The organism is Streptomyces sp. NBC_01352 (assembly GCF_036237295.1).
Classification (GTDB): Bacteria; Actinomycetota; Actinomycetes; order Streptomycetales; family Streptomycetaceae; genus Streptomyces; species Streptomyces plumbiresistens.
Genome location: NZ_CP108354.1, coordinates 7,990,561 through 8,014,741, shown reverse-complemented (window position 1 = coordinate 8,014,741; position 24,181 = coordinate 7,990,561). Strand labels below are relative to the sequence as shown.

Genomic DNA, 24,181 nt, shown 5'->3' with positions numbered 1-24,181 from the left:
CAAGTGCACCGGCACCCGAACACGCACGGCAAGAACCCGGCACGCGCACGGCAAAAGGGCGGGGCCCCGGATCAAAATCCGGGGCCCCGCCCTGAACGCTGCCGACGCCTACGGCGTACTCATAACCGTCAGTTGTCGTCCTCGTCGATGAGGAAGCCGCGCATCGGCGAGGGAGCCTGGCCCATCGGCGACGGGCCCTGCGGCCGTACCGGCGCCATCGGCTGGGTCATCGCCGGGGACATCTGCTGCTGGCCGCCGTAGGACGGGGGGGCCGGAGCCGGGCCACCGCCCATGCCCTGGTTGCCACCGCCGTACGACGGGGCGCTCGCGCCGGCCGGAGCCATGGAAGGCGCCGGGGACGGCGGCAGCGACGCAGTCGCCGGAGTGCGCGGCGGGGCCAGCGAGTCATCCGCCTGGGTCTCCAGCTGACGCAGCTGCGACTCCAGGTAGGACTTCAGACGCGTGCGGTACTCGCGCTCGAAGCCGCGCAGATCCTCGACCTTGCGCTCCAGCGTGGCGCGGGCGGACTCCAGGGAGCCCATCGCGACGCGGTGCTTCTCCTGCGCGTCCCGCTCCAGGGCGTCGGCCTTGGCACGGGCGTCACGCTCGAGACCCTCGGCACGCGAACGCGCCTCGCCGACGATCTTGTTGGCCTCGGAACGAGCCTCGGCGATCGCCTGGTCGGCGGTCTGCTGGGCCAGCGAGAGGACACGGGCAGCGCTGTCGCCACCGGGTCCCTGACCGGGGCCGCCCATCGGACCGCCCATGGGGCCACCCATCGGGCCGCCCATCTGCTGCTGCATGGGCGGCTGACCGCCCATGGGGCCCTGACCCATCGGACCCTGGCCCATCGGACCGGGACCCTGCGGGCCGCCCTGGCCGCCACTGGGACCGGCAGGCAGCTGCGGGGCGCCGCTCGGCAGCTGGGGCGGGCCACCCATGGGGCCACCCATCTGCTGCTGCGGCGGGCCAGATATGCCGGCGGGCACCGGGCCGCCGGGCCCACGCATGCCCTGCTGCGGCATTCCCTGCTGGGGCATCCCGCCCTGCTGGGGCATCCCGCCCTGCTGAGGCATGCCGCCTTGCTGGGGCATACCGCCCTGCTGCGGCATCCCCTGCTGCTGGTCCTGCTCCGGCGGCTTGCGCATGTTCTGCTGGTTCTGGGCAGCAGCGCGCGTGGCCGCGGCCAGCTTGGCACGCAGGTCCTCGTTCTCGCGGAGCAGGCGAGTCAGTTCGGCTTCGACCTCGTCGAGGAAGGCATCGACCTCGTCCTCGTCATAGCCTTCTCGGAGGCGGACGGTCGTGAACTGCTTGTTCCGCACGTCCTCGGGGGTCAACGGCATCTCTTCACCTCAACGTAGTCGTCGGCATTCGGCAAGACCGTATCGTTCACAGCCGGCTCACGACGGAGATCAGGATGTAGACGATGATCATCAGTACGAAGAAGGACAGGTCGAGCGCCACGCCCCCGAGACGCAGCGGCGGAATGACCCGCCGCAGAAGCTTGAGCGGTGGATCAGTGACCGTGTAAGTGGCCTCCAGAACGACCACCATCGCCTTGCCGGGCTGCCACGAGCGGGCGAACTGGAAGACGTAGTCCATGACCAACCGGAAGATCAGCACGATGAGAAAGCACATCAGCGCGATGTAGATGACATCCAGGACCACGCTCATTGGCTGTGCTTCCCTCTCCCCTGTTCCGTGCTGCCGGGTACTACTTGTACTGCTGTTTCCGGTCGAGTGTCTCAGCTCTGGTTGAAGAACCCGCCCTCTGCGATACGGGCCTTGTCCTCCGCCGTGACATCGACGTTAGCAGGCGACAACAGGAACACCTTCTGCGTCACCCGCTCGATGCTGCCGTGAAGACCAAACACCAAACCGGCCGCAAAGTCGACAAGTCGCTTCGCGTCTGTGTCATCCATCTCAGTCAGATTCATGATCACCGGGGTGCCCTCACGGAAGTGTTCCCCGATAGTACGGGCCTCGTTGTAGGTCCGCGGGTGAAGCGTGGTGATCCGGTAAGGCTCTCGTTCCGACACGACCTTGGGCATGATCACCGGTGCGTTCTTCTCCAGGCTTGCGCGTTCTTGTGTGATGGATGCCACGGGCGCGATGCGCGCCGGACGCCCGGATTCCGCGCCTAGCGAAGCGGAACGGGGCAACGGGTCGCGCGGCGCCGGAGCCTGCACCACTCTTACCGATTCGTCCCTTTCAGGCTGATGCGCCTGGTGGGGCTGGTGCGAACCATGCGACTGGTGCGACAGCTCATGCCGTCGACGGTCCCGCTCGGGCTCCGGGTCCAGTTCGGGTTCGAAGTCGTCGTCGGGGTCGAAACCGCGGCCGTCGTACCCATCGTCCTCCACGAGGCCGAGGTAGACCGCCATCTTGCGCATCGCGCCGGCCATTCTCTGAGTCCTCCGCTCTGTGGTGGATCGGCTGACGACTGCCAAGTGCCCGCGATCCACTAGGTCGTTATGCCCGCCGTACTGCGGTAATGACCATATTTTCTGCTGTGGTCCGACTTCCTGGCGACGTTACCCGAGCCTGGGGCGTACTCCGAGTACCGCGGTGCCGACGCGTACATGTGTCGCTCCGGCCGCCACGGCCTGTTCGAGGTCCGCACTCATCCCTGCCGAGACCATGTTCGCAGCCGGATGCGCTCGGCGCAGGTCGGTCGACAAATCCATCAACCGCTCGAACGCCGCCTGTTGGCGCCCCGCGTACTCCCCGGTGAGCGGAGCGACGGTCATCAGCCCGTCGAGTCGCAGCCCCGGAGCGTCGGCGACGAGGTCGGCCAACTCCTCGATTCCACCAGGTCCTACGCCACCCCGCTCCCCCCTGCCGCTCTCGTCCGCGTCGAGTGCGACCTGCAACAGACATCCCACCTCACGCCCGACCCGCACGGCCTCTTTGGACAGAGCCGTGACGAGCTTGGAACGATCGACAGACTGCACATGATCCGCGTAACCGACCACGGATCGCACCTTGTTGGTCTGCAACTGACCGACGAAATGCCAGTGAAGGGGCAGATCCGTACATTCCGCAGCCTTGGGCGCCGCGTCCTGGTCGCGGTTCTCGGCGACGTGACGCACACCGAGTTCCGCCAGCATGCGCACATCGCTCGCGGGATAGGTCTTGGTGACCACGATCAGCGTGACTTCCTCACGCTTGCGCCCCGCGGCCGCACACGCGGCGGCGATGCGCTCCTCCACTTTCGCCAGGTTTCCGGCGAGTTCGCCCTTACGGTCCGTCATGCCCCATCAGTCCAGCCAGACATATCCCGCGAGTCGCCCCGTGGTGCGCTCGCGGCGGTATGAGAAGTGATCGCCCGACTCCAGCGTGCACACCGGCGACTGCTCCCGGTCGCGCACCCCGAGCCGCTCGAGCTGAGCGTGCACCCCGGCGGTCACGTCGACCGCGGGGGTACCCCAGCTCGTCTCGGCGTGTGCCGCCGGTTCGACGGCCGCGACCTCGGCGCGCATGGCGTCCGGCACTTCGTAGCACCGGCCGCAGACGGCGGGTCCGGTGCGGGCGACGATCCGGGACGGCTCGGCGCCGAGCTCCGCCATGGCCCGCACGGCGGCGGGGACGACCCCGGCGATCATGCCGGGCCGGCCCGCGTGGGCCGCGGCGGCGATCCCCGCGACCGGGTCGGCCAGCAGGACGGGCGTGCAGTCGGCGGTCAGAACGGCGAGGGCGAGTCCGCGCCGGGCGGTGACGACCGCGTCGACCGAGGGGATCTCCGAAGCGGAACCCCAGGGTCCGTCCACCACCGCCACGTCGGCCCCGTGCACCTGGTTCATCCAGACCACCTGAGCGGGGTCGAGCCCCAGGGACTTGGCGGCCAGTTCGCGGTTGGTCCCCACGACCTCGGGGTCGTCACCGACCGCACCGCCGAGGTTGAGCTCCTCATACGGAGCGGCGCCCACCCCGCCCCACCGGTCGGTGAAGGCGAAGTGCGCGCCGCTCACGCTCTCGCGCTGCCCTATCACTTCAGGAAGTCCGGCACGTCCAGTTCCTCGGCCGCGCTGTCCGAGTAGGAGCGCGACGGCGGGACCGGCGGGGAGACCGGAAGGTCGGCCACCGGCTCGGGGGCCGACTCCTCCTCCTTCGGCGTGACGCTGCCGAGCGAGCCGAAGGACGGGCGGCTCTCGGTCTGCCGTACCGGAGTGGGCTCCTCGCGGCGGCCCGAGGACGAGGACGACGAGGACGAACCGAGGACGGTGTCCCGGCGGGCCGGCGGCTGGCCGCCGTCGAAGCCGGCCGCGATCACGGTGACCCGGACCTCGTCGCCGAGGGCGTCGTCGATGACCGCGCCGAAGATGATGTTGGCCTCGGGGTGGGCGGCCTCGCTCACCAGCTGGGCGGCCTCGTTGATCTCGAACAGGCCGAGGTCGGAGCCGCCGGAGATGGAGAGCAGGACCCCCCGGGCGCCGTCGATGGACGCCTCGAGCAGCGGCGAGGAGATCGCCATCTCGGCGGCGGCCACCGCGCGGTCGTCGCCGCGGGCCGAGCCGATGCCCATGAGGGCCGAACCGGCCTCGGACATGACCGACTTGACGTCGGCGAAGTCGAGGTTGATCAGGCCGGGCGTGGTGATGAGGTCGGTGATGCCCTGAACACCGGAGAGCAGGACCTGGTCCGCCGACTTGAAGGCGTCGAGGACCGAGACCTGGCGGTCCGAGATGGACAGCAGCCGGTCGTTCGGGATGACGATGAGGGTGTCGACCTCTTCGCGGAGTTCGGCGATGCCGTCCTCGGCCTGGTTCGCGCGGCGCCGTCCCTCGAAAGTGAACGGGCGCGTGACCACGCCGATGGTGAGGGCGCCGAGCGTGCGTGCGATGTTGGCCACGACGGGCGCGCCGCCGGTACCGGTGCCGCCGCCTTCACCGGCCGTCACGAAGACCATGTCGGCCCCCTTGAGGACCTCCTCGATCTCCTCGCGGTGGTCCTCGGCGGCCTTGCGGCCGACAGCCGGGTTGGCTCCGGCGCCGAGTCCGCGGGTGAGTTCGCGGCCGACGTCGAGTTTGACGTCGGCGTCGCTCATCAACAGCGCCTGCGCGTCGGTGTTGATGGCGATGAACTCGACGCCCTTGAGACCGACCTCGATCATCCGGTTGATGGCATTGACACCACCGCCGCCGACACCGATGACTTTGATGACTGCGAGGTAGTTCTGCGGTGCTGCCACGTCGAAGGCCTCTCGCCTCGAGTTACGTGTCGCCGCCTCGCGGCCTTGCCGCGGTCCGACGACTGATGCCGATTGGGACGGTCCGTATCGCCGACCCGAACCCTAACGTTGAAGTTTAGGGTTACCAGTGTGTCTGTTCCCTGGAGTCTTCTGAACAGGACACTAAGTCGACAAGTGGCGCACGTTCAACGAACACGCCGAACCTCCCGTTTTTCTTTTCACCCTATGTGATCAGGCGTAGCGCTGCCCAACCAGGGTGCTGGCCTGCGCGGATGTGCGTCAACTCCCTGATGACGCGGGCGCGGTGGGAACGCTGACGTCGAAGTACCGAGCTTCGGGAGAGGCTTTCATCAGAGCCGTGAGCGTACGGGCCTTCGCGGCACCCTTCTCGCCACTTCCCCAGGAGACGGTCCGGCCGCCGCTCAACTCCAGCGAGATTTCGTCGTACGAACGCACCTTGAGGGCCTGGGTCCGCTGCGCGACGGCGGCCGGAATGGCACCGGCGACACGGACCGCCTCCCGCACCAATCGGTCCTCGCCGAAACGGCGCAGGCTCGCGGCGCGGGAGCCTGGCTGGGACAGTGTCAATTCGAGTGCGGGGACGCCTTTCGGGGCTTCGGAAACCGTGGCGAATCGGACACCTTCATCGTCCACTTCGACAAAGTTTCCGCCCTTTTGGACAAGCAGAACCGGAGTGCGCTCCGTCACTTTCAGTCCGATTCCATGGGGCCAGGAACGCACTACGTCAACCACGTCAATTCGGGGCAATTTCCGCCGCAGACGCGCCTCAATCGCATCGGTGTCGACGGAAATCAGCGGAGCGCCGACCGGGACGTCGGCGGCCTCGCGCACCTCGGCGGGCGTCAGAATCCTGGTTCCGGAGACCGATACGCGTTCCACGCGCAGCCAGTTCGAGCCGTACAGCACCCAGACGGAACCGGCGCCGACGAGCACCAGCGCGACGGCGAGGATGATGATCGTACGAAGTCGCGGCGGGATGAGCCTTCGGGCGGGCGGCGGGCCGGACGACTCCTGTTGGCGTTCACCGCGTTCGGCGGTCGTCGATCCGGCCACGCTCCCTGCCTTCCGGTCATACGGGCCCGTATACAGTCCTATCGGTGTGCACGACTGGCGGCGATCGCCTCGTACACCATGCCGACGAGCAGCTCGTCGGCGTCCCGGCGGCCGAACTCACCGGCTGCGCGGGACATCTGGAACAGCCGGTGCGGGTCGGCGAGCACGGGCAGGACGTTCTGCTGCACCCACTCGGGCGTCAGGTCCGCGTCGTCGACCAGGAGTCCGCCGCCGGCCTTGACCACCGGCTGGGCGTTCAGCCGCTGTTCGCCGTTGCCGATGGGCAGCGGGACATAGGCGGCCGGGAGCCCGACGGCGGAGAGTTCGGCGACGGTCATCGCGCCCGCACGGCAGAGCATCATGTCGGCCGCGGCGTACGCGAGGTCCATCCGGTCCACGTACGGTACCGGGATGTACGGGGGCATCCCCGGCATCTGCTGCACCTGCGGCAGTTCGTTCTTCGGGCCGACCGCGTGCAGGATCTGGATCCCGGCCTGCTGGAGGTACGGCGCGACCTGCTGGACCACCTCGTTGAGCCGGCGTGCGCCCTGCGAGCCGCCGGAGACCAGCAGCGTCGGCAGGTTCGGGTCGAGCCCGAAGGCGGCGCGCGCCTCGGGGCGCACGGCCGCCCGGTCCAGGATGGCGATGGAGCGGCGCAGCGGGATGCCGATGTAGCGGGCGTCACGCAGCTTGCTGTCCGGGGTGGAGACGGCGACCTTGGCCGCGTACCGCGAGCCGATCTTGTTGGCGAGGCCGGGCCGGGCGTTGGCCTCGTGGATGATGATCGGCACGCCGAGGCGCTTGGCGGCGAGGTAGCCGGGCAGCGCCACGTAGCCGCCGAAGCCGACGACGGCGTCCGCCTTGGTGCGCTCCAGGATCTGCTCGGCGGCCTTGATCGTGCCGCGCAGCCGGCCCGGGACGGTGATCAGCTCGGGAGTGGGCCGGCGTGGCAGCGGTACCGCGGGGATCAGCGCGAGGTCATAACCCCGCTCCGGTACGAGCCGGGTCTCAAGGCCCCGCTCCGTGCCCAGGGCCGTGATTCCCACGGTGGGGTCCTGCCTGCGCAGGGCGTCCGCGAGGGCGAGCGCGGGCTCGATGTGGCCGGCGGTCCCCCCACCGGCGAGTACGACATGCACCGAAATTCACCGCTCTCCGGACGTACGTGCCGGGGCACGCCGTCGCATCGTGTTCCATCTCCGAGGCCCCCGCACAGGGCCTCCCGCCCGCTTTCTACCAAAGCGGGGTTGCCGCATCGAAAGCGCCATCCGCGCAGCGGGATCCTCACGCGCGAACGCGATCAGCAACCCGATGGCGAACATGGTCGGCAACAGGGCGGAACCCCCGTAGGAGAACAGCGGGAGGGGGACACCGGCGATCGGCAGCAGGCCGAGCACCGCACCCATGTTGATCACCGCCTGAGCGGTGATCCAGGTGGTCACACCTCCCGCGGCATACCTCACGAAGGGGTCCTCCGTGCGTCCGGCCACGCGGATACCCGCATAGCCTAGAGCCGCGAAGAGGGCGAGCACGGACAGCGTCCCCGCCAGGCCCAGTTCCTCACCGGTCACGGCGAAGATGAAGTCCGTGTGCGCTTCCGGGAGTTGGCCCCATTTTTCCACACTCGCGCCGAGCCCGGAACCGAAGAGGCCGCCGGAGGCCAGCGCGTAGATGCCGTGCACGGCCTGCCAGCAGTCGGCTCCCCCGGACCTCGGTTCGGTGGCGCCGATGCACTGGAGCCGGGCCATGCGGTTGGGGCTGGTCTTGATAAGGATCACACCGAGCGTGGCGGCGATCGACAGCACGCCGACGAACAGCCGGGTCGGTGCGCCCGCCAGCCACAGCAGGCCGAACAGGATCGCGGTGAGGATGATCGCCGTACCCATGTCGCCGCCGAGCATGATCAGCCCGAGCAGCATGAAGGCGACCGGCACGAGCGGCACCAGCATGTGCTTCCACTGGGTCAGCAGCTTCTTGTCCTGCTTGCGGGCGAGCAGGTCGGCGCCCCAGAGCACGAGCGCGAGCTTGCCGAACTCGCTGGGCTGGATCTGGAAGGAACCGCCGAGGGAGATCCAGTTCTGGTTGCCGTTGACCGACATCCCTATCCCCGGGATCTGTACCAGGGCCATCAGGAAGACGGCACCGGCCAGGATCGGGTAGGCGAGCGCCCGGTGCAGCTTCACCGGCATCCGGGAGGCGATCAGCAGCAGCACCCCGCCGATGACGGCCGCGAGGAGCTGCTTGCGGAAGAAGTACGAGCCCGGCAGGGACATCTGCAGGGCCGTGATCTGGGAGGCCGAGTAGACCATCACCAGCCCGAGCACGGTGATCAGCAGACTGCCGCCGAGGATCAGGTAGTACGCGGTCAGCGGCCGGTCCCAGGCGCGGCGGGCGCGCAGGTACAGGCCGAGGAGCGGGTTCTCGCGCGGTGCCCGGGGGGCGGCGGGACGTCTGACGGCCCGCTGCACGGGCGGCCGCCCGGTTCGGCTACCGGGCATCGCAGACCTCACTGTACGTCGACGGTCCCACGCGTCCCTCCCAAGGTCCGCCCGGCAGGCGGCCGGGTCAGGCGCCGAGTTCGCGAACCGCCTCCGCGAACGCGTCACCGCGCTGGTTGTAGTTGGTGAACATGTCCATGGAGGCACAGGCCGGGGCCAGCAGGACCGTGTCGCCTGCGGCAGCGAGGCGCTGCGCCTCCTGGACTGCCTGGAGCATCGCCCCAGTGTCGGTCCGGTCGAGGTCGACGACGGGTACTTCCGGCGCGTGTCGGGCCAGCGCTTCGCGGACGAGGGCACGGTCCGCCCCGATGAGGACGACGCCCCGCAGCCGCTTCGCCGCCCCCGCCACCAGTTCGTCGAAGGTCGCGCCCTTCGCCAGGCCGCCGGCGATCCACACGATCGACTCGTAGGCCGCCAACGAGGCTTGTGCCGCGTGGGTGTTGGTCGCCTTGGAGTCGTCGATGTAGGCGACCTGGTCGATGTCGGCCACGTGCGCGATCCGGTGGGCGTCCGGCGTGAAGGCCCTCAGACCGTCCCGTACGGCCGCCGCGGGCACCCCGAAGGCACGCGCGAGGGCGGCCGCCGCAAGGGCGTTGGCGATGTTGTGCGGGGCCGGCGGGTTGACGTCGGAGACCTCGGCGAGCTCCTGGGCGTTCTTCTGCCGGTCCTCCACGAAGGCCCGGTCGACCAGAATGCCGTCCACCACGCCGAGTTGGGAGGGCGCGGGCGCACCGAGGGTGAAGCCGACGGCCCGGCACCCCTCCTCGACGTCCGCCGCGCGCACCAGGTCCTCGGTGGCCTTGTCGGCGACGTTGTAGACACAGGCGACGCGATTGCCTTCGTAGACACGGCCCTTGTCGGCGGCGTAGGCCTCCATGGAGCCGTGCCAGTCGAGGTGGTCGGGCGCCAGGTTCAGTACGGCGGCGGAGTGGGCGCGCAGCGAGGGCGCCCAGTGGAGCTGGTAGCTCGACAGCTCCACCGCGAGGACGTCGTAGTGCTCCTCGCCGAGGACCGCGTCGAGGAGCGAGACGCCGATGTTGCCCACGGCGGCCGTGCGCAGGCCCGCCGCCTTCAGGATGGAGGCGAGCATCTGGACGGTCGTGGTCTTGCCGTTGGTGCCGGTGACGGCGAGCCAGGGCGCGGCGTCGGGGCCGCGCAGCCGCCAGGCGAGTTCGACGTCGCCCCAGACCGGCACGCCGGCCTCGTGAGCGGCCGCGAACAGCGGCTTGTCCGGCTTCCAGCCGGGGGCCGTGACGATGAGTTCGGTGCCCGGTGGCAGGGTCGCGCCGTCGCCGAGGCGCACGGTGATGCCCAGCGCCTCCAGTTCGGCCGCCTGGGCGCGGGCCCGCTCGTCGTCGCCGTCGTTGACGACCGTGACGAGAGCGCCGCGTTCGTGCAGCACCTTGGCGGCCGGGACGCCGGAGACGCCGAGCCCGGCGACGGTGACGCGCTTGCCCTGCCAGTCGGTCACTTCTCCGCCGCCCATCCCGCGTAGAAGATGCCCAGGCCGACGATCACACAGATGCCCTGGATGATCCAGAAGCGGACCACCACAAGGACTTCGGACCACCCCTTGAGTTCGAAGTGGTGCTGCAGCGGCGCCATTCGGAAGACGCGCTTCCCGGTCATGCGGAAGGAGCCGACCTGGATGACCACCGACATGGTGATCAGGACGAACAGGCCGCCGAGGAGGGCGATCAGCAGCTCGGTGCGGGAGCAGATCGCGAGACCGGCGAGCACACCGCCGAGCGCCAGCGAACCGGTGTCCCCCATGAAGATCTTGGCGGGCGAGGTGTTCCACCACAGGAAGCCGAGACAGGCGCCCATCAGCGCGGAGGCGATCACCGCGAGGTCGAGCGGATCTCGCACCTCGTAACAGGCGCCCGGGTTGGTCAGGCTCTCACCGTTGGCGCAGGACTCCTGGAACTGCCAGACGCCGATGAAGGTGTAGGCGCCGAAGACCAGGACGGAGGCGCCGGTGGCGAGGCCGTCCAGACCGTCCGTCAGGTTCACGCCGTTCGACATCGCGAGGATCATGAACAGCGCCCAGACGACGAACAGCACCGGGCCGATCGTCCAGCCGAAGTCCGTGATGAACGACAGCTTGGTGGAGGCCGGGGTGTTGCCGCGGACGTCCGCGAACTGCAGCGAGAGCACCGCGAAACTGATGCCGACGATCAGCTGGCCGGCCATCTTCGCCTTGGCCCGCAGGCCCAGCGAACGCCTCTTGACGATCTTGATGTAGTCGTCGAGGAAGCCGACCAGGCCCATGCCGACCATCAGGCCGAGCACGAGCAGACCGGAGTAGGTCGGGGTGTAGCCGGTGATGACCTTCGACAGGAAGTACGCGGCGACCGTCGCGAAGATGAAGGCGATGCCGCCCATGGTCGGCGTACCGCGCTTGCTGCCGTGCGTGCGCGGGCCGTCGTCGCGGATGTACTGGCCGTAGCCCTTGCGGGCAAGGAGTTTGATCAGCAGCGGGGTGCCGACCAGGGTCAGAAAGAGGCCAATGACTCCTGCGAACAGGATCTGCTTCATCATCGGGCGGAAACCTCACCCTCGGCACCGGTTGCCAGCAACGCCTCGGCGATGCTTTCCAGGCCGACCGAACGGGACGCCTTCACGAGTACGACGTCTCCCGGGCGCAACTCGCTGCGCAACAGGTCGACCGCCGCCTGTGCGTCGGACACGTGCACCGACTCCTCACCCCACGAACCCTCGTTATATGCGCCCAGTTGCAGCCAGGACGCTTCCCTGCCCCCGACCGCGACGAGCTTGCCGACATTGAGCCGGACGGCGAGCCGTCCGACCGCGTCGTGCTCGGCGAGCGCCTCGTCCCCGAGCTCGGCCATCTTGCCGAGCACCGCCCAGGTCCGCCGCCCCCTGCCCATGGCCGCGAGCGCGCGCAAGGCGGCTCGCATGGACTCGGGGTTCGCGTTGTAGGCGTCGTTGACGACCGTCACGCCGTCCGGGCGCTCGGTGACCTCCATACGCCAGCGGGAGAGGGAGCCCGCCTCGGAGAGCGCGGTGGCGATCTCTTCCGCGGACATGCCCAGCTCATGGGCGACGGCGGCCGCGGCGAGCGCGTTCGACACGTGGTGCTCACCGTACAGGCGCATGGTCACTTCGCTTGCACCGGAGGGTGTTCGAAGCAGGAAGGCGGGCTGTCCGCTGTCCGTGAGTCTCACGTTCTCGGCGCGTACGTCCGCTTCGCCGGACTCTCCGAAAAGGATCACCTTCGCCTTCGTACGGGATGCCATGGCCCGTACGAGGGGATCGTCGGCGTTGAGGACCGCCGCGCCGCCCTCGCTCGCCGAAGGGAGGGCCTCCACGAGCTCGCCCTTGGCCTGCGCGATCTGCTCGCGGCCGCCGAACTCGCCGATGTGGGCGGTCCCGACGTTGAGTACGAGGCCGATCTTCGGCGGGGTCAGGTCGGCGAGGTAGCGGATGTGGCCGATGCCGCGGGCGCCCATCTCCAGGACGAGGAACCTCGTCTCCTCGGTGGCGCTGAGCGCGGTCAGCGGCAGCCCGATCTCGTTGTTGAGCGAGCCGGGCGTGAACACCGTCGGCGCCTTGTGCCGGAGCACCTGGGCGATCAGGTCCTTGGTGCTGGTCTTCCCGGCGGAGCCGGTGAGGGCGACGAGGGTCGCGCCGAGCCGTCGTACGACATGACGCGCGAGGGCGCCCAGAGCCGTCTGGACGTCCTCGACGACGATCGCGGGCACGCCGACGGGGCGGGACGCCAGTACGGCGACCGCGCCCGCCTGTACGACCGCCTGGGCGAAGTCGTGGCCGTCCACCCGCTCGCCGACGAAGGCGACGAAGAGGGTGCCGGGCCCGGCCTCCCGGGAGTCCCGGACGACCGGTCCGGTGACCTGGACGGACGGATCCGGTATGTCGTGCGTCTGCCCGCCGACGACTGAGGCGATCTCGGCGAGAGAGAGGGCGATCACAAGTTCATCCCTGGGTCTTCTGGATAGCTTCGCGAAGCACCTGGCGGTCGTCGAACGGACGTACCACCCCGGCGATGTCCTGGCCCTGCTCGTGGCCCTTGCCCGCGACCAGCACGGTGTCTCCGGGCCGTGCGCGGGACACGGCGGCGGCGATCGCGGCGGCCCGGTCCTCGAAGACCTGGACCTCGCCGCGCTCGTGTGCTGGTACGGACGCCGCGCCCTCGAGCATGGTTGCGAGGATCGCGAGGGGGTCCTCGGAGCGGGGGTTGTCGGAGGTCAGTACGGCGGTGTCGGCGCCCCGGGCCGCGGCGGCGCCCATCGGCCCGCGCTTGGTCCTGTCACGGTCGCCGCCGCAGCCGAGCACGAGGTGCAGCCGGCCCTCGGTGACCTTGCGCAGCGCACGCAGCACCGATTCGACGGCGTCCGTCTTGTGGGCGTAGTCCACGACCGCGAGGTACGGCTGCCCCGCGTCCACCCGCTCCAGGCGCCCCGGCACGCCCGGCACGGCGGCGATGCCGTCGGCGGCCGTCTGCGGGTCGAGGCCGGCGGCGGCGAGGGCGACGATCGCGGTGAGGGTGTTGGCCACGTTGAAGGTCCCGGGGAGCGGCGCCCTGGCGGTGATCCGCTCCCCCTTGGGGCCGATCACCGTGAACGTCGAGTCCATGGGGCCGACTTGGACCTCCTCGGCGCGCCAGTCGGCGTCCGGGTGGCCCTCGGCGGAGAAGGTGACGACCGGGACGGTGGCCTCCTTGGCCAGCCTGCGTCCGTACTCGTCGTCGAAGTTGACCACGCCGAGCCTGCTGCGTTTCGGCGTGAACAGCTGTGCCTTGGCCCGGAAGTAGTCCTCCATGTCGGAGTGGAACTCCATGTGTTCCGGGCTGAGGTTGGTGAAGACGCCGATGTCGAAGATGCAGCCGTCGACCCGGCCGAGGACCAGGGCATGGCTGGATACCTCCATGGCGACCGCTTCGACGCCGCGCTCGCGCATGACGGCGAACAGGGCCTGGAGGTCGGTGGCTTCGGGGGTGGTGCGCTCGGACTTGATGCGCTCGTCGCCGATGCGCGTCTCCACCGTGCCGATCAGTCCGGTGGACCTGGCCGTCTTGAGGCCACCCTCGACGAGATAGGCGGTGGTGGTCTTGCCGGAGGTGCCGGTGATGCCGATCTGGAGCAGATCGGGGCCCGGATGGCCGTAGATCGTGGCCGCCAGTTCGCCCATCTCCGCGCGCGGGTGGTCGACGACCAGGACCGGAAGCCCGGTCGCCGCGGCGCGCTCGGCGCCCGTCGGGTCGGTCAGCACGGCGACCGCGCCGAGGCCCGCGGCCTGGGTGACGAAGTCGGCGCCGTGCAGGCGGGCGCCCGGGAGGGCGGCGTACAGGTCGCCGGGGCGGACCGCGCGGGAGTCGTGGGTGATGCCCGTGACCTCGGCGGTACTTTCCGGTGCGGTGACACCCAGCTGATCGGCGAGTTCCGCGAGGGGTGTGGCGGAGACCTGGACCGGCCTGGGCGGCCCCGGATATGTCACGGGTGCGCCCTTCTGGGTGGTTTGGGACTGATCAGCGTGTGGCACGGCGGTGAGCGTACCGGGCTCACCCGCCTCGGGGCGAAGTGAGGCGCCGGGGGCGCCCTGGTTGCCGGAATCGGGGGTGATCGTCGTCACGAGCTGGTTCCTGGGGGTTCCGTGCTGAACAGGACTGGTCAGGGTTTGAAGGTGACCGGTAGGTTCGCGGCCTTGGCCCCGGTGGGCGGTACCTGGAGGGTCTTCAGGGCGAACTCCATCACCTGCTTGTAGACGGGACCGCAGATCTGGCCGCCGAAGTAGCTGCCCTCGGTGGCGTTCTGGATCGCGCAGTAGACGGTGATGCGGGGCTTGTCCGCGGGGGCGAATCCGGCGAACGACGAGGTGTAGCCCTTGTACTTGCCGGTGGCCGGATCCACACGGTTGGCCGTGCCCGTCTTGCCCGCCACCCGGTAGCCGGGGATGCGGGCCTTGGTGCCGGTGCCCTCCACGTCGTCCACGACGGACTCCAGCATCCGGGCGAGGGTCTTGGCCGTCTTGGCACTGACGACCCTTGTCTCCTTTGGCTGCGCTGCCGGCGTGAAGCGTCCGTCGGGGCCCTTCGTGCCGCGCACGAGCGTGGGCTCGACGCGTACGCCGCCGTTGGCGATGGTCGAGTAGACGGACGCCGCCTGCATCGCGTTGATGGACACGCCCTGGCCGAAAGGAATCGTGTACTGCTGCGAGGTCGACCACTTGTCCGGCGCGGCGAGGATGCCCGGCGTCTCGCCCGGGAAGCCGAGCCCGGTGTAACTGCCGAGACCGAACTTGCGCAGGTAGGAGTACAGGACCTGGTTGGCCTCGGGCTGGGTCTTGCCGAGCTGGCCGGTCGCGAGGATCGTGCCGATGTTGCTGGACTTGGCGAGCACGCCGTTGAGGGTCAGGTACCAGGTGGGGTGGTCGATGTCGTCCTTGAAGAGCCGGTCGCCGCGGTGCAGCCGGTTGGGCACGACGACCTGCGTGTCGGGCGTGGCGACGTTCTCCTGCAGTACGGCGGCCATCGACATGACCTTCGCGGTGGAGCCGGGCTCGTACGCGTCCTGGAGTGCCGCGTTGCCCATGTTCACGGAGCTGGCCGTGGACAGGTCGTTCGGGTCGAAGCCGGGCGAGTTGGCCATGGCGAGGACCTGGCCGGTCTGCGTGTCCTGCACGATCACATAGCCGCGGTCCGCCTTGGACGCCTCGACCTGCTGGGTGATCGCGTTCTGCGCGGCCCACTGGATGTCCCGGTCGATGGTGAGCTCGACATCGCTGCCGGGCACCGCGGGGGTCTCGGCGGAGCCCGCGGTCGGCACCTGGCGGCCGCCGGACTGGGCGTAGCGGATCTTGCCGTCCTTGCCGGCGAGCAGGCCGTTCAGCTGCTGCTCGACCCCGCCGCCGCCCTTGCCCTCGGCGTTGACCCAGCCCAGTATCCCAGCGGCGAGATCGCCGTTCGGGTACACGCGCTTGCTGGTGGGGACGGCCAGGACGCCCGCGAGGACGTTGACCGCGCTCGGGTCGGTCTCGGCCTTGGTGGCCAGCGCGGTCTTCAGGTCCTTGATCTGCTTCCAGACCTGCGGGGTCTGGCGGTTGGCGAGCACGGCGTAGCGGCTGTTCCTGTCGGCCGGCCTGAGCTTCTTGACGATCGCGTCCTGCTCCTGGCCGAGGATCGGGGCGAGCAGGGCGGCCGCCTGCTCGGGTCCGTCGTCGATCTTCAGCTGCTTCCGGTTGAACAGCGTGGGGTCCGCGGTGATGTTGTACGCGTCCACGCTGGTCGCCAGGGCCACACCGTCGCGGTCGGTGATCCCGCCGCGCTCGGCGGCCAGGGTGTAGCCGACGTACCGGTTCTGCTCGGCCTTGGCGGCGTACGTGCTCGCGTCGACGGCCTGCACCTGGAGCAGTCGTACGACGAAGGCGATCAGTACGAGGGTCAGCGCGAGGCCGACCATGCGCAGCCGGGGGCGGGGGCTGCCCAGCCGGATGACGCGGGGGGCCGCGGGGCGGGGCGCCGCCGGGCGGCGGGCCGGGCGGGCGCCGGGGCCCGGGCGGCGCTGGGCGGCGGGGCGGGCGGGCCCGGGCACGCGGCGGCGCGGTGGTTCCCTGTCGGACACTTCCGTCACCTGCCGGGGGTCGAGGTCGGGGTCGGGGTCACTGTCGGGGTCGTGAGGGACGGGGAGAAGGGGGGCGCGTCGGTCGGCTGGACCGGCTGGGCGGTGTCCGTCGTCGGGGGCGGGGCGGTCGCGGTGTCCATCGCCTCGGGGGCGAGGACGAGGGGGACGCCCATCGAGGCCGGCTCGGCGCCGGAGGCGGGGCTCGGTACGCCCTTGACGGTGCCGTCGGGGTTCAGGAAGGCCGGGTCGCCGCCGGGCACCATGCCGAGCTCGCGGGCGCGGCGCTGGAGGGCCTCGGGAGCGGAGTAGGCGTCGATGTCCCGCTGGAGCGACTGTTCCTCGTCGGTGAGGCTCTGGGTCTCCTTCTGGAGGTCGTCCAGCTTGAAGGACCCTTCGCTGAGCGCCGAGTTCAGCACGAGCAGCCCGATGAGACCGCCGCCGAGGAGCAGGACGACGAGGAGGACGAAGGGAGTGCGGGCCGCCTGTCCGGAGCCAGCCGATACCGGGAAGAGCCGCGCGAGACGGGCGGCCCTGCCCCTCAGCTGGGGTTTCCTGCCCATGCGCCCTCCCCCGGAGTCCGGTTCCCCAACTCGCTCACGCCCCTCACGCCCCTCACGCCCCTCACTCGATGGATTCCCTGATGCGTTCGGCCCCGCGCAGTCGCGCCGGTGCCGCCCGCCGGTTCTCGGCGACCTCTTCCTCGGTGGGAAGTTCGGCACCGCGTGTGAGCAGCTTGAGCCGGGGCTGGTAGCGCTCGGGGACCACGGGCAGGCCGGGCGGCGCGGTGGTGGCGGCGCCCGCCGCGAACACCTGCTTGACCAGCCGGTCCTCCAGCGAGTGGTACGACAGGACGGCGATGCGTCCGCCGACGTCGAGGGCCTGCACGGCGGCCGGGATCGCCCGCTCCAGGACGGAGAGTTCGCCGTTGACCTCGATGCGCAGGGCCTGGAAGGTGCGCTTGGCCGGGTTGCCGCCGGTCCGCTTGGCGGCCTGCGGCAGGCTGTCCCGGATCAGCTCCACCAGCCGCGCGCTGTTGGAGAACGGCTCCTTCTCCCGCTCGCGCACGATCGCGGACACGATCCGCTTGGCCTGCTTCTCCTCGCCGTACGCCCTGAGGATCCGGACGAGCTCGCCGGGCGGGTAGGTGTTCAGGACCTCGGCGGCGCTCATGCCGGTCGTCTGGTCCATGCGCATGTCGAGCGGGGCGTCCTGCGCGTAGGCGAAGCCGCGGTCGGCCTCGTCGAGCTGCATGGAGGACACACCGAGGTCGAACAGAACGCCCTGCACGCGCGCGATGCCGAGCCTGTCCAGTACCTCGGGCAGCTCGTCGTACACGGCGTGCACGAGGGTGGCGCGCTCCCCGTACGGGGCGAGGCGCTCGCCGGACAGGCGCAGCGCCTCCTTGTCGCGGTCGAGGGCGACGAGCCGGGCCTCGGGGAACCGCGCCAGGAGAGCCTCGCTGTGGCCGCCGAGACCGAGGGTGCAGTCGACGACGACCGCTCCCGGCCGCTCCTGAAGGGCGGGGGCCAACAGGTCCAGGCACCGCTGGAGCATCACCGGGACGTGTCGACTCTGGCTCAACTGGGCCTCTCAGGTCCGACGCGGGCGCCGTACGCACCGCCGGGTCCCCGCCCGCTCATGAAGGGGAGGCCTGCCGGCGCCGAAAGCGTCAGCCGACCGGGAGCGGGAGGAGGCCGAGCCGTACGTACGCGCCGCGCACGTGGGGAGATCTCCGGAAAATCGCCGGGGTCTCCGGGGAAAACAGTCCGCAGGGAGACCTCGCCTCCCGCTTCGCGTCACTTTAGTCCACGGTGTCGCGCGGTCAATCAACCGGCCTGCGCGTCGCGCTCCGGCGTGAGCTCGATGCGGCAAACCGGGAGAAATCCCTCGCACGGACGTATCGGTCTCACTCCTGTGGGTTACCTCACAGTGAGCACGTGATAACGCTCTTTTTCCTTTCTCACGACAGGACCGGAAACAGCGTGACCAGTACCGTCATGGGTATGACGACTTCTGCATCGGTTCCCACAAGCCCCGAAGGCGCCATAGCCCGCCGCGGCACCGTCACCGACCGCCTCGTGGACGCCAACGAACGGTACGCGGCCGCGTTCGCCGACCCCGGGATGGACGCCCGTCCCGTGCTGGGCGTCGCCGTCGTGGCCTGCATGGACGCACGTCTCGACCTGCACGACGCCCTCGGTCTGGAACTCGGCGACTGCCACACGATCCGCAACGCGGGCGGGGTCGTCACCGACGACGTGATCCGCTCGCTCACCATCAGCCAGCGCAAGCTCGGCACGCGCAGCGTGGTCCTCATCCACCACACCGGCTGCGGCCTGGAGGCGATCACCGAGGACTTCCGCACCGACCTGGAGATGGAGGTCGGCCAGCGTCCCGCCTGGGCGGTGGAGGCCTTCCGGGACGTCGACCAGGACGTACGGCAGTCGATGCAGCGGGTGCGCACCTCGCCCTTTCTGCTGCACACCGACGACGTCCGCGGCTTCGTTTTCGACGTGAAGACCGGCCTGCTGCGCGAGATCGACCCCGCGTAAAACACCCGTAACCGTCCACCGCAGCTGTCGTTTCGCTGTTGATTTCGAGCCACAGGGTGCCCAAAACGGCGTAAGACCCGACATAGTGCGGGCAGTTGTCCACAGGCGAGTGACACGAATCGGTAACGGCAGCAAGAATGCGGGTGTGGCGTCACGCGGAACTATTCACGCGTGGTGTCCGTGTTTCGGGGTGGGCCGGTCACGCATCGAGCGCGTCGGCCCGGAAAGAACGGGCCGAGGAGGGCCGGGTGACGACCTATGACGATCGAGCGAGCCTCACTGATCTGACCGCCACTGTGGAGCGTGTCCGCAGTTCCGTGGAGGGTGTGATCGAGGGCAAGCCCGAGGTCGTACGGCTTTCGCTGACCGTACTGCTCGCCGAGGGGCATCTTCTGATCGAAGACGTCCCCGGCGTGGGCAAGACCATGCTCGCCAAAGCGTTGGCGCGCTCCATCGACTGTTCGGTGCGGCGTATCCAGTTCACGCCCGACCTGCTGCCCTCGGACATCACGGGTGTGTCCATCTGGGACCAGCAGCGCCGGGACTTCGAGTTCAAGCCGGGGGCGATCTTCGCGCAGATCGTGATCGGCGACGAGATCAACCGTGCCTCGCCGAAGACCCAGTCCGCCCTTCTGGAGTCCATGGAGGAGCGGCAGGTCACCATCGACGGGCAGACCTACGAGCTGCCCAGCCCCTTCATGGTGGTGGCGACCCAGAACCCGGTCGAGATGGAGGGCACCTACCCGCTGCCGGAGGCCCAGCGCGACCGCTTCATGGCCCGCGTCTCCATCGGCTACCCGAGCGCGGAGGCCGAGCTGCAGATGCTCGACATCCACGGCGGGGCGAGCCCTCTGGAGGACCTCCAGCCGGTGGCGCACGCACACGACGTGGTGAAACTGATCGACGCCGTCCGCGGCGTCCACGTCGCCGAAACGGTCCGGCGGTACGCGGTGGACCTGGTCGCCGCCACCCGCACGCACCCCGACCTGAGACTCGGCGCCTCCCCGCGCGCGACGCTGCACCTGCTGCGCGCGGCGAAGGCGTCCGCCGCTCTCAGCGGCCGGGAGTACGCGCTGCCGGACGACGTGCAGGCACTCGCCGTCGCGGTGCTGGCCCACCGGCTGCTGCCCACCGCGCAGGCCCAGCTGAACCGGCGTACGGCGGAGCAGGTCGTGCAGGAGATCCTCCAGCACACCCCGGTGCCCGCGGCACCCCAGCAGGGCGGCATCGGCGTGGGCCGTCCCGCTACGCCCTACGGCCAGCAGCCGCCGCGGAGGCTGTGATGAGCACCGGGGCGACCGGGCACGCGGAGCCCGACCGGGGCGACCAGGGCGGTGTGCGCACGGCCCTGGCGGGTCTGACCACCCGTGGCCGCTCCTTCTTCGCGGCCGGGATAGCCGCGGCCATCTGCGCGTACGTCCTCGGGCAGAGCGACCTGCTGCGGGTCGGACTGCTGCTGGCCGTGCTGCCCCTGATCTGCGCCACCGTGCTCTACCGCACGCGTTACCGGGTGGCCGGCAGCCGCCGGCTCTCCCCCGCGCGCGTGCCGGCCGGCAGCGAGGCCCGCGTCCATCTGCGGATGGACAACGTCTCGCGGCTGCCCACGGGCCTGCTGATGCTCCAGGACCGGGTGCCCTACGTCCTCGGCCCCCGTCCCCGCTTCGTGCTGGACCGGGTGGAGCCGGGCGGCCGCCGCGAGGTGTCCTACCGCGTCCGCTCGGACCTGCGCGGCCGCTACCCGCTGGGCCCGCTGCAGCTGCGCCTGACCGACCCGTTCGGCATGTGCGAGCTGACCCGGTCCTTCTCGACGTACGACAACCTGACGGTGATCCCGCGCGTGGAGCCGCTCCCGCCGGTACGGCTGACCGGCGAGGCGAAGGGCTACGGCGACGGACGGCTGCGCTCACTCGCCCTGGCCGGCGACGACGACATCATCCCGCGCGGGTACCGCTACGGCGACGACCTGCGCCGGGTGCACTGGCGCTCCACCGCGCGCTACGGCGAGCTGATGGTGCGCCGCGAGGAGCAGCCCCAGCGCTCCCGCTGCACGGTGCTCCTCGACACCCGGGGCCTCGCCTTCCAGGGCGCGGGCCCCGAATCGGCCTTCGAGTGGGCCGTGTCGGGCACCGCGTCCACCCTGGTCCACATGCTCGAACGGGGCTTTTCCGTGCGACTGTTGACGGACACCGGCAACTCGGTGCCCAGCGAGGGCGCCGACGGCTTCGCGGGCGCGAGCCAGGAGTCAGCGGACGCCGCCGGGCTGATGATGGACACCCTCGCGGTGATCGACCACTCGGACGGCACGGGCCTGTCGCGGGCGTACGACGTGCTGCGCGGCGGGAACGAGGGGCTGCTGGTGGCCTTCTTCGGCGACCTCGACGAGGAACAGGCCGCGGTGGCCGCCAAGATGCGGCAGCGCAGCGGCGGAGCGGTCGCGTTCCTGCTGGACAGCGAAACCTGGGTGCGGGAACCGAGCGACGTGCCCGGCCCGTTGGACAGGAGCGGGGAGCGACTGCGGATGCTGCGCGAGGCGGGCTGGACGGCGCTGAGCGTGCCGCGGGGCGCTTCCCTGAACGAACTGTGGCGTCAGGCCGACCGGGACCGTACGGGTGTCGGTGCGGCCGGCGGCGGGGAGGGGTCGGCATGAGCGGGCGGGCACGACTGGCGCTGTGCGCCTGGGCGGCCACGCTGATGGCGGCGTGCGCCCTGCTTCCGCTGGTCGAGCCGGCCACCTGGATCCTGCAGGCCGCGCTGCTGCTCGGGATACAGACGGGCGTGGGTGCGGCGACCCGGCGGGTGCCGCTGGCCCGGCCGCTGACCGTGGCGGCGCAGGCCCTGGTCACGCTGATGCTGCTGAGTCTCGTCTTCGCCCGGCAGCAGGCCTTCCTGGGGCTGTTCCCGGGACCCGAAGCCTTCGTGCGCTTCTCCGACCTGCTGCAACAGGGCAGCGACGACATCGCCCGGTACGCGATTCCGGCGCCGCTGACGTCCGACGGCATCCGGCTGATGATCATCGGCGGGGTGCTGGTGATCGGGCTCGTGGTGGACACGCTCGCGGTGACCTTCCGCAGCGCGGCCCCGGCCGGCCTGCCGCTGCTCGCGCTGTACTCCGTCGCCGCGGGGCTGTCCGACGGCGGCGCCGACTGGCTGTGGTTCCTGGTCGCGGCGGCCGGTTATCTGCTGCTGCTCCTGGCCGAGGGACGGGAGCGGCTCTCGCAGTGGGGCCGGGTCTTCGGCGGGGCATCGCGCACTCCGGGCGCTGAGTCCGGCGGCCCGGTGGCCCCCGTCCGCACCGGCCGCCGCATCGGCGTGGTCGCGCTGGGCGTCGCCCTCGTGGTCCCGCTCGCCCTGCCCGCGATGAACGGCGGCCTGCTGGACGCCACCGGGACGGGCGTGGGCTCCGGCAGCGGCGGCGGGGGCACGATCTCCGCGGTGAACCCGCTGGTGACCCTGCGGGACGATCTGAACGTGGACGAGGACCGCCAGGTCCTGTCCCTGAAGACCGACGACAACACGGACCTCTCGAACCTCTACCTGCGCATCGTGTCGCTGGACACCTTCGACGGCACCAGTTGGAAGCCGTCCAAGCGGTCCATCACCGCCGTTCCGGACGGCGCGTTCCCGACGCCCCGCGGCCTGGGCGCGGACGTCAAGCGCGCGGAGATCGAGACCACCATCTCGGCGTCGGGCACATACGCGCAGACGTGGCTGCCGATGCCGTACCCGCCCAGCGGCGTGCAGATCAACGGCGACTGGCGCTACGAACCCGAGGGCATGACGCTGGTCGGCGACAAGGGCCAGACCACGCGCGGTGCGACGTACGAGGTGAAGAGCCTGGACGTGCGCCCGACCGCGGAGCAGCTCATCGCCGCTCCGCCGCCGCCCCCGGCCCTGGAACGCGATTACACCGAGCTGCCGGACTCCCTGCCGGGCGTGGTGGCCCGCACCGCCCGCGAGATCACGGCGGACGCCAAGAACCCCTATGAGCAGGCGGTCGCGCTCCAGGACTACTTCGCCGTCACCGGCGGCTTCGAGTACGACACCCAGGTGGACGTCGGCAGCGGCTCGCAGGCGATCGCCCGCTTCCTGCGGGACAAGCAGGGCTTCTGCGTCCACTTCTCCTTCGCGATGGCGGCGATGGCCCGGTCCCTGGGCATACCGGCCAGGGTCGCGGTGGGCTTCGCGCCGGGGTCCCCGCAGGCGGACGGTTCGGTGTCGGTGGGGCTGAAGGACGCCCACGCCTGGCCCGAGCTGTACTTCGAGGGCGTGGGCTGGACCCGCTTCGAGCCGACTCCGAACCGCGGCTCGGTGCCCTCGTACACCGTGCCGGACGCGACCGGAAGCACGCTCCCGGACGTGACCCAGCCGTCCCTCGAGACGTCCACGGCACCCTCCGCGGCGCCCTCGACGAGCGAGAGCTGCACGGCGGAGCAGAAGAAGCTGGAGGCCTGCGAGAGCGAGACCCCGGCGGCCGCGCTGGGCGGTGGTGACGACGGCCTGAAGTGGTACTGGGCGTTGCTCCTGGCCCTCGGAGGCCTGGCCTTGGCCCTGGCGATCCCCTCGGCGCCGATGCTGTGGCGACTGCGCAACCGGTCCGTACGACTGGGCGCGCACGGCCGTACGGAGGCGGACGCGGCACGGCACACCCTGGCGGTCTGGCTGGAGCTGACCGACACGGCGTGGGACCACGGGATCCTGCCGGACGAGTCGCAGACCCCGCGCAAGGCGGCCGCCAGGATCGTCCGGCTCGGGCATCTCGACCCCACGGCGGCGGCCGCGGTGCACCGGGTGGCGGACGCCGTGGAACAGGTCCTCTACGCGCCACGGCCACGCCCGACCGCGGGGCTCGCGCAGGACGTCCGCCTGGCGATCGACGGACTGCGGAGCACGGTCGGCCGGGGAACCAAGCTGCGTGCGGTCGTCGCCCCGCGTTCCACCGCACGGGTGGTGTGGGCGCTGTCGGACTGGTGGACGGACGTGAGGTCCCGCGCGGCGGCGGCCCGTCCCAACCTGCGCAGGCCCTCGGGTCAGCAGGGCTGAGGCAGGGCCGGCGGGTCCGGCGGAATACGGTTCAGCAGACTGCGGGCCCCGAGTCGTGACACGACTCGGGGCCCGCAGTGCACTGTGCCGGCAGCGGGATCACGGTCAGGCGGCAGCCGTAGCCGTTGGGAGCCGTGGCGACCAGCCGGCTGCCGGCCGACTGCCAGGCGCCCGGATGAGGGCATGCGTGAGGGGGTGACCACCACCTGGGTGGTGGTCACCCCCTCA

The 24,181-nt window shown here is 70.4% G+C and carries 20 protein-coding genes; 4 read left to right on the top strand and 16 right to left on the bottom strand.

Annotated features, from left to right (window positions below; all coding sequences use genetic code 11):
* Positions 1-128: 128 nt before the first annotated feature.
* The 16 genes from OG252_RS36900 to rsmH all read right to left on the bottom strand — a co-directional run bounded on the left by OG252_RS36900 (position 129) and on the right by rsmH (position 17,942).
* Entirely contained in the window at positions 129-1,343 is a 1,215-nt protein-coding gene (locus OG252_RS36900) for a DivIVA domain-containing protein (RefSeq protein ID WP_329341651.1), read from the bottom strand.
* 46 nt (positions 1,344-1,389) lie between these two features.
* Positions 1,390-1,674 carry a YggT family protein gene (locus tag OG252_RS36895; protein ID WP_266440999.1) on the bottom strand — a complete coding sequence of 95 codons (285 nt, stop codon included), beginning with the start codon at positions 1,672-1,674 and terminating at the stop codon, positions 1,390-1,392.
* Positions 1,675-1,745: 71 nt separating this feature from the next.
* Positions 1,746-2,405 (bottom strand): cell division protein SepF, encoded by a 660-nt coding sequence (locus OG252_RS36890; RefSeq protein WP_266440996.1) that lies wholly within the window; start codon positions 2,403-2,405, stop codon positions 1,746-1,748.
* A gap of 129 nt (positions 2,406-2,534) precedes the next feature.
* On the bottom strand, positions 2,535-3,254 hold the full coding sequence (locus OG252_RS36885) for a YggS family pyridoxal phosphate-dependent enzyme (RefSeq protein ID WP_266440993.1): 720 nt from the start codon (positions 3,252-3,254) through the stop codon (positions 2,535-2,537).
* Positions 3,255-3,260: 6 nt separating this feature from the next.
* A complete protein-coding gene (gene pgeF, locus OG252_RS36880; RefSeq protein ID WP_266440990.1) occupies positions 3,261-3,992 on the bottom strand; it encodes a peptidoglycan editing factor PgeF in 732 nt (243 codons plus the stop codon).
* Positions 3,989-5,191, bottom strand: a complete 1,203-nt coding sequence (ftsZ, locus tag OG252_RS36875) for a cell division protein FtsZ (RefSeq protein WP_266440986.1) — start codon at positions 5,189-5,191, stop codon at positions 3,989-3,991. Before ftsZ ends, pgeF begins: the two co-directional genes overlap by 4 nt.
* Positions 5,192-5,470: 279 nt before the next feature.
* Complete coding sequence (gene ftsQ, locus OG252_RS36870) at positions 5,471-6,265, bottom strand: cell division protein FtsQ (RefSeq protein ID WP_266440983.1); 795 nt, start codon at positions 6,263-6,265, stop codon at positions 5,471-5,473.
* A gap of 38 nt (positions 6,266-6,303) precedes the next feature.
* Positions 6,304-7,401: an undecaprenyldiphospho-muramoylpentapeptide beta-N-acetylglucosaminyltransferase gene (murG, locus tag OG252_RS36865; RefSeq protein ID WP_266440979.1), complete on the bottom strand. Its 1,098-nt coding sequence runs from the start codon at positions 7,399-7,401 to the stop codon at positions 6,304-6,306.
* Between the two features lie 6 nt (positions 7,402-7,407).
* Entirely contained in the window at positions 7,408-8,760 is a 1,353-nt protein-coding gene (gene ftsW / locus OG252_RS36860; protein WP_266440975.1) for a putative lipid II flippase FtsW, read from the bottom strand.
* 67 nt (positions 8,761-8,827) lie between these two features.
* Positions 8,828-10,246 carry a UDP-N-acetylmuramoyl-L-alanine--D-glutamate ligase gene (murD, locus tag OG252_RS36855; protein ID WP_329341645.1) on the bottom strand — a complete coding sequence of 473 codons (1,419 nt, stop codon included), beginning with the start codon at positions 10,244-10,246 and terminating at the stop codon, positions 8,828-8,830.
* Positions 10,228-11,298, bottom strand: coding sequence for a phospho-N-acetylmuramoyl-pentapeptide-transferase (mraY, locus tag OG252_RS36850; protein ID WP_266448620.1), 1,071 nt, complete (start codon positions 11,296-11,298; stop codon positions 10,228-10,230). The genes murD and mraY overlap by 19 nt, the downstream gene beginning before the upstream one ends.
* Positions 11,298-12,713, bottom strand: a complete 1,416-nt coding sequence (locus tag OG252_RS36845) for a UDP-N-acetylmuramoyl-tripeptide--D-alanyl-D-alanine ligase (protein ID WP_329341643.1) — start codon at positions 12,711-12,713, stop codon at positions 11,298-11,300. Before OG252_RS36845 ends, mraY begins: the two co-directional genes overlap by 1 nt.
* Positions 12,714-12,717: 4 nt before the next feature.
* Complete coding sequence (locus tag OG252_RS36840; protein ID WP_266448616.1) at positions 12,718-14,238, bottom strand: UDP-N-acetylmuramoyl-L-alanyl-D-glutamate--2,6-diaminopimelate ligase; 1,521 nt, start codon at positions 14,236-14,238, stop codon at positions 12,718-12,720.
* 173 nt (positions 14,239-14,411) lie between these two features.
* Positions 14,412-16,361, bottom strand: coding sequence for a peptidoglycan D,D-transpeptidase FtsI family protein (locus OG252_RS36835; protein ID WP_443068447.1), 1,950 nt, complete (start codon positions 16,359-16,361; stop codon positions 14,412-14,414).
* A 5-nt stretch (positions 16,362-16,366) separates the two neighbouring features.
* The gene (locus OG252_RS36830) at positions 16,367-16,921 is read right to left on the bottom strand and encodes a septum formation initiator family protein (protein WP_329341639.1); all 555 of its coding nucleotides are present in this window, start codon (positions 16,919-16,921) and stop codon (positions 16,367-16,369) included.
* Positions 16,922-16,982: 61 nt separating this feature from the next.
* Complete coding sequence (rsmH, locus tag OG252_RS36825; RefSeq protein WP_266440956.1) at positions 16,983-17,942, bottom strand: 16S rRNA (cytosine(1402)-N(4))-methyltransferase RsmH; 960 nt, start codon at positions 17,940-17,942, stop codon at positions 16,983-16,985.
* Positions 17,943-18,364: 422 nt separating this feature from the next.
* Here rsmH and OG252_RS36820 point away from each other — a divergent pair, with 422 nt between their 5' ends.
* From OG252_RS36820 to OG252_RS36805, 4 genes are all read left to right on the top strand, one after another.
* Positions 18,365-18,913, top strand: a complete 549-nt coding sequence (locus OG252_RS36820) for a beta-class carbonic anhydrase (RefSeq protein WP_266440954.1) — start codon at positions 18,365-18,367, stop codon at positions 18,911-18,913.
* A 248-nt stretch (positions 18,914-19,161) separates the two neighbouring features.
* Entirely contained in the window at positions 19,162-20,196 is a 1,035-nt protein-coding gene (locus OG252_RS36815) for an AAA family ATPase (RefSeq protein ID WP_266440952.1), read from the top strand.
* Positions 20,196-21,560, top strand: a complete 1,365-nt coding sequence (locus tag OG252_RS36810) for a DUF58 domain-containing protein (RefSeq protein WP_329341637.1) — start codon at positions 20,196-20,198, stop codon at positions 21,558-21,560. The genes OG252_RS36815 and OG252_RS36810 overlap by 1 nt, the downstream gene beginning before the upstream one ends.
* Entirely contained in the window at positions 21,557-23,953 is a 2,397-nt protein-coding gene (locus OG252_RS36805) for a transglutaminase TgpA family protein (RefSeq protein WP_329341635.1), read from the top strand. Before OG252_RS36810 ends, OG252_RS36805 begins: the two co-directional genes overlap by 4 nt.
* Positions 23,954-24,181: the final 228 nt, after the last annotated feature.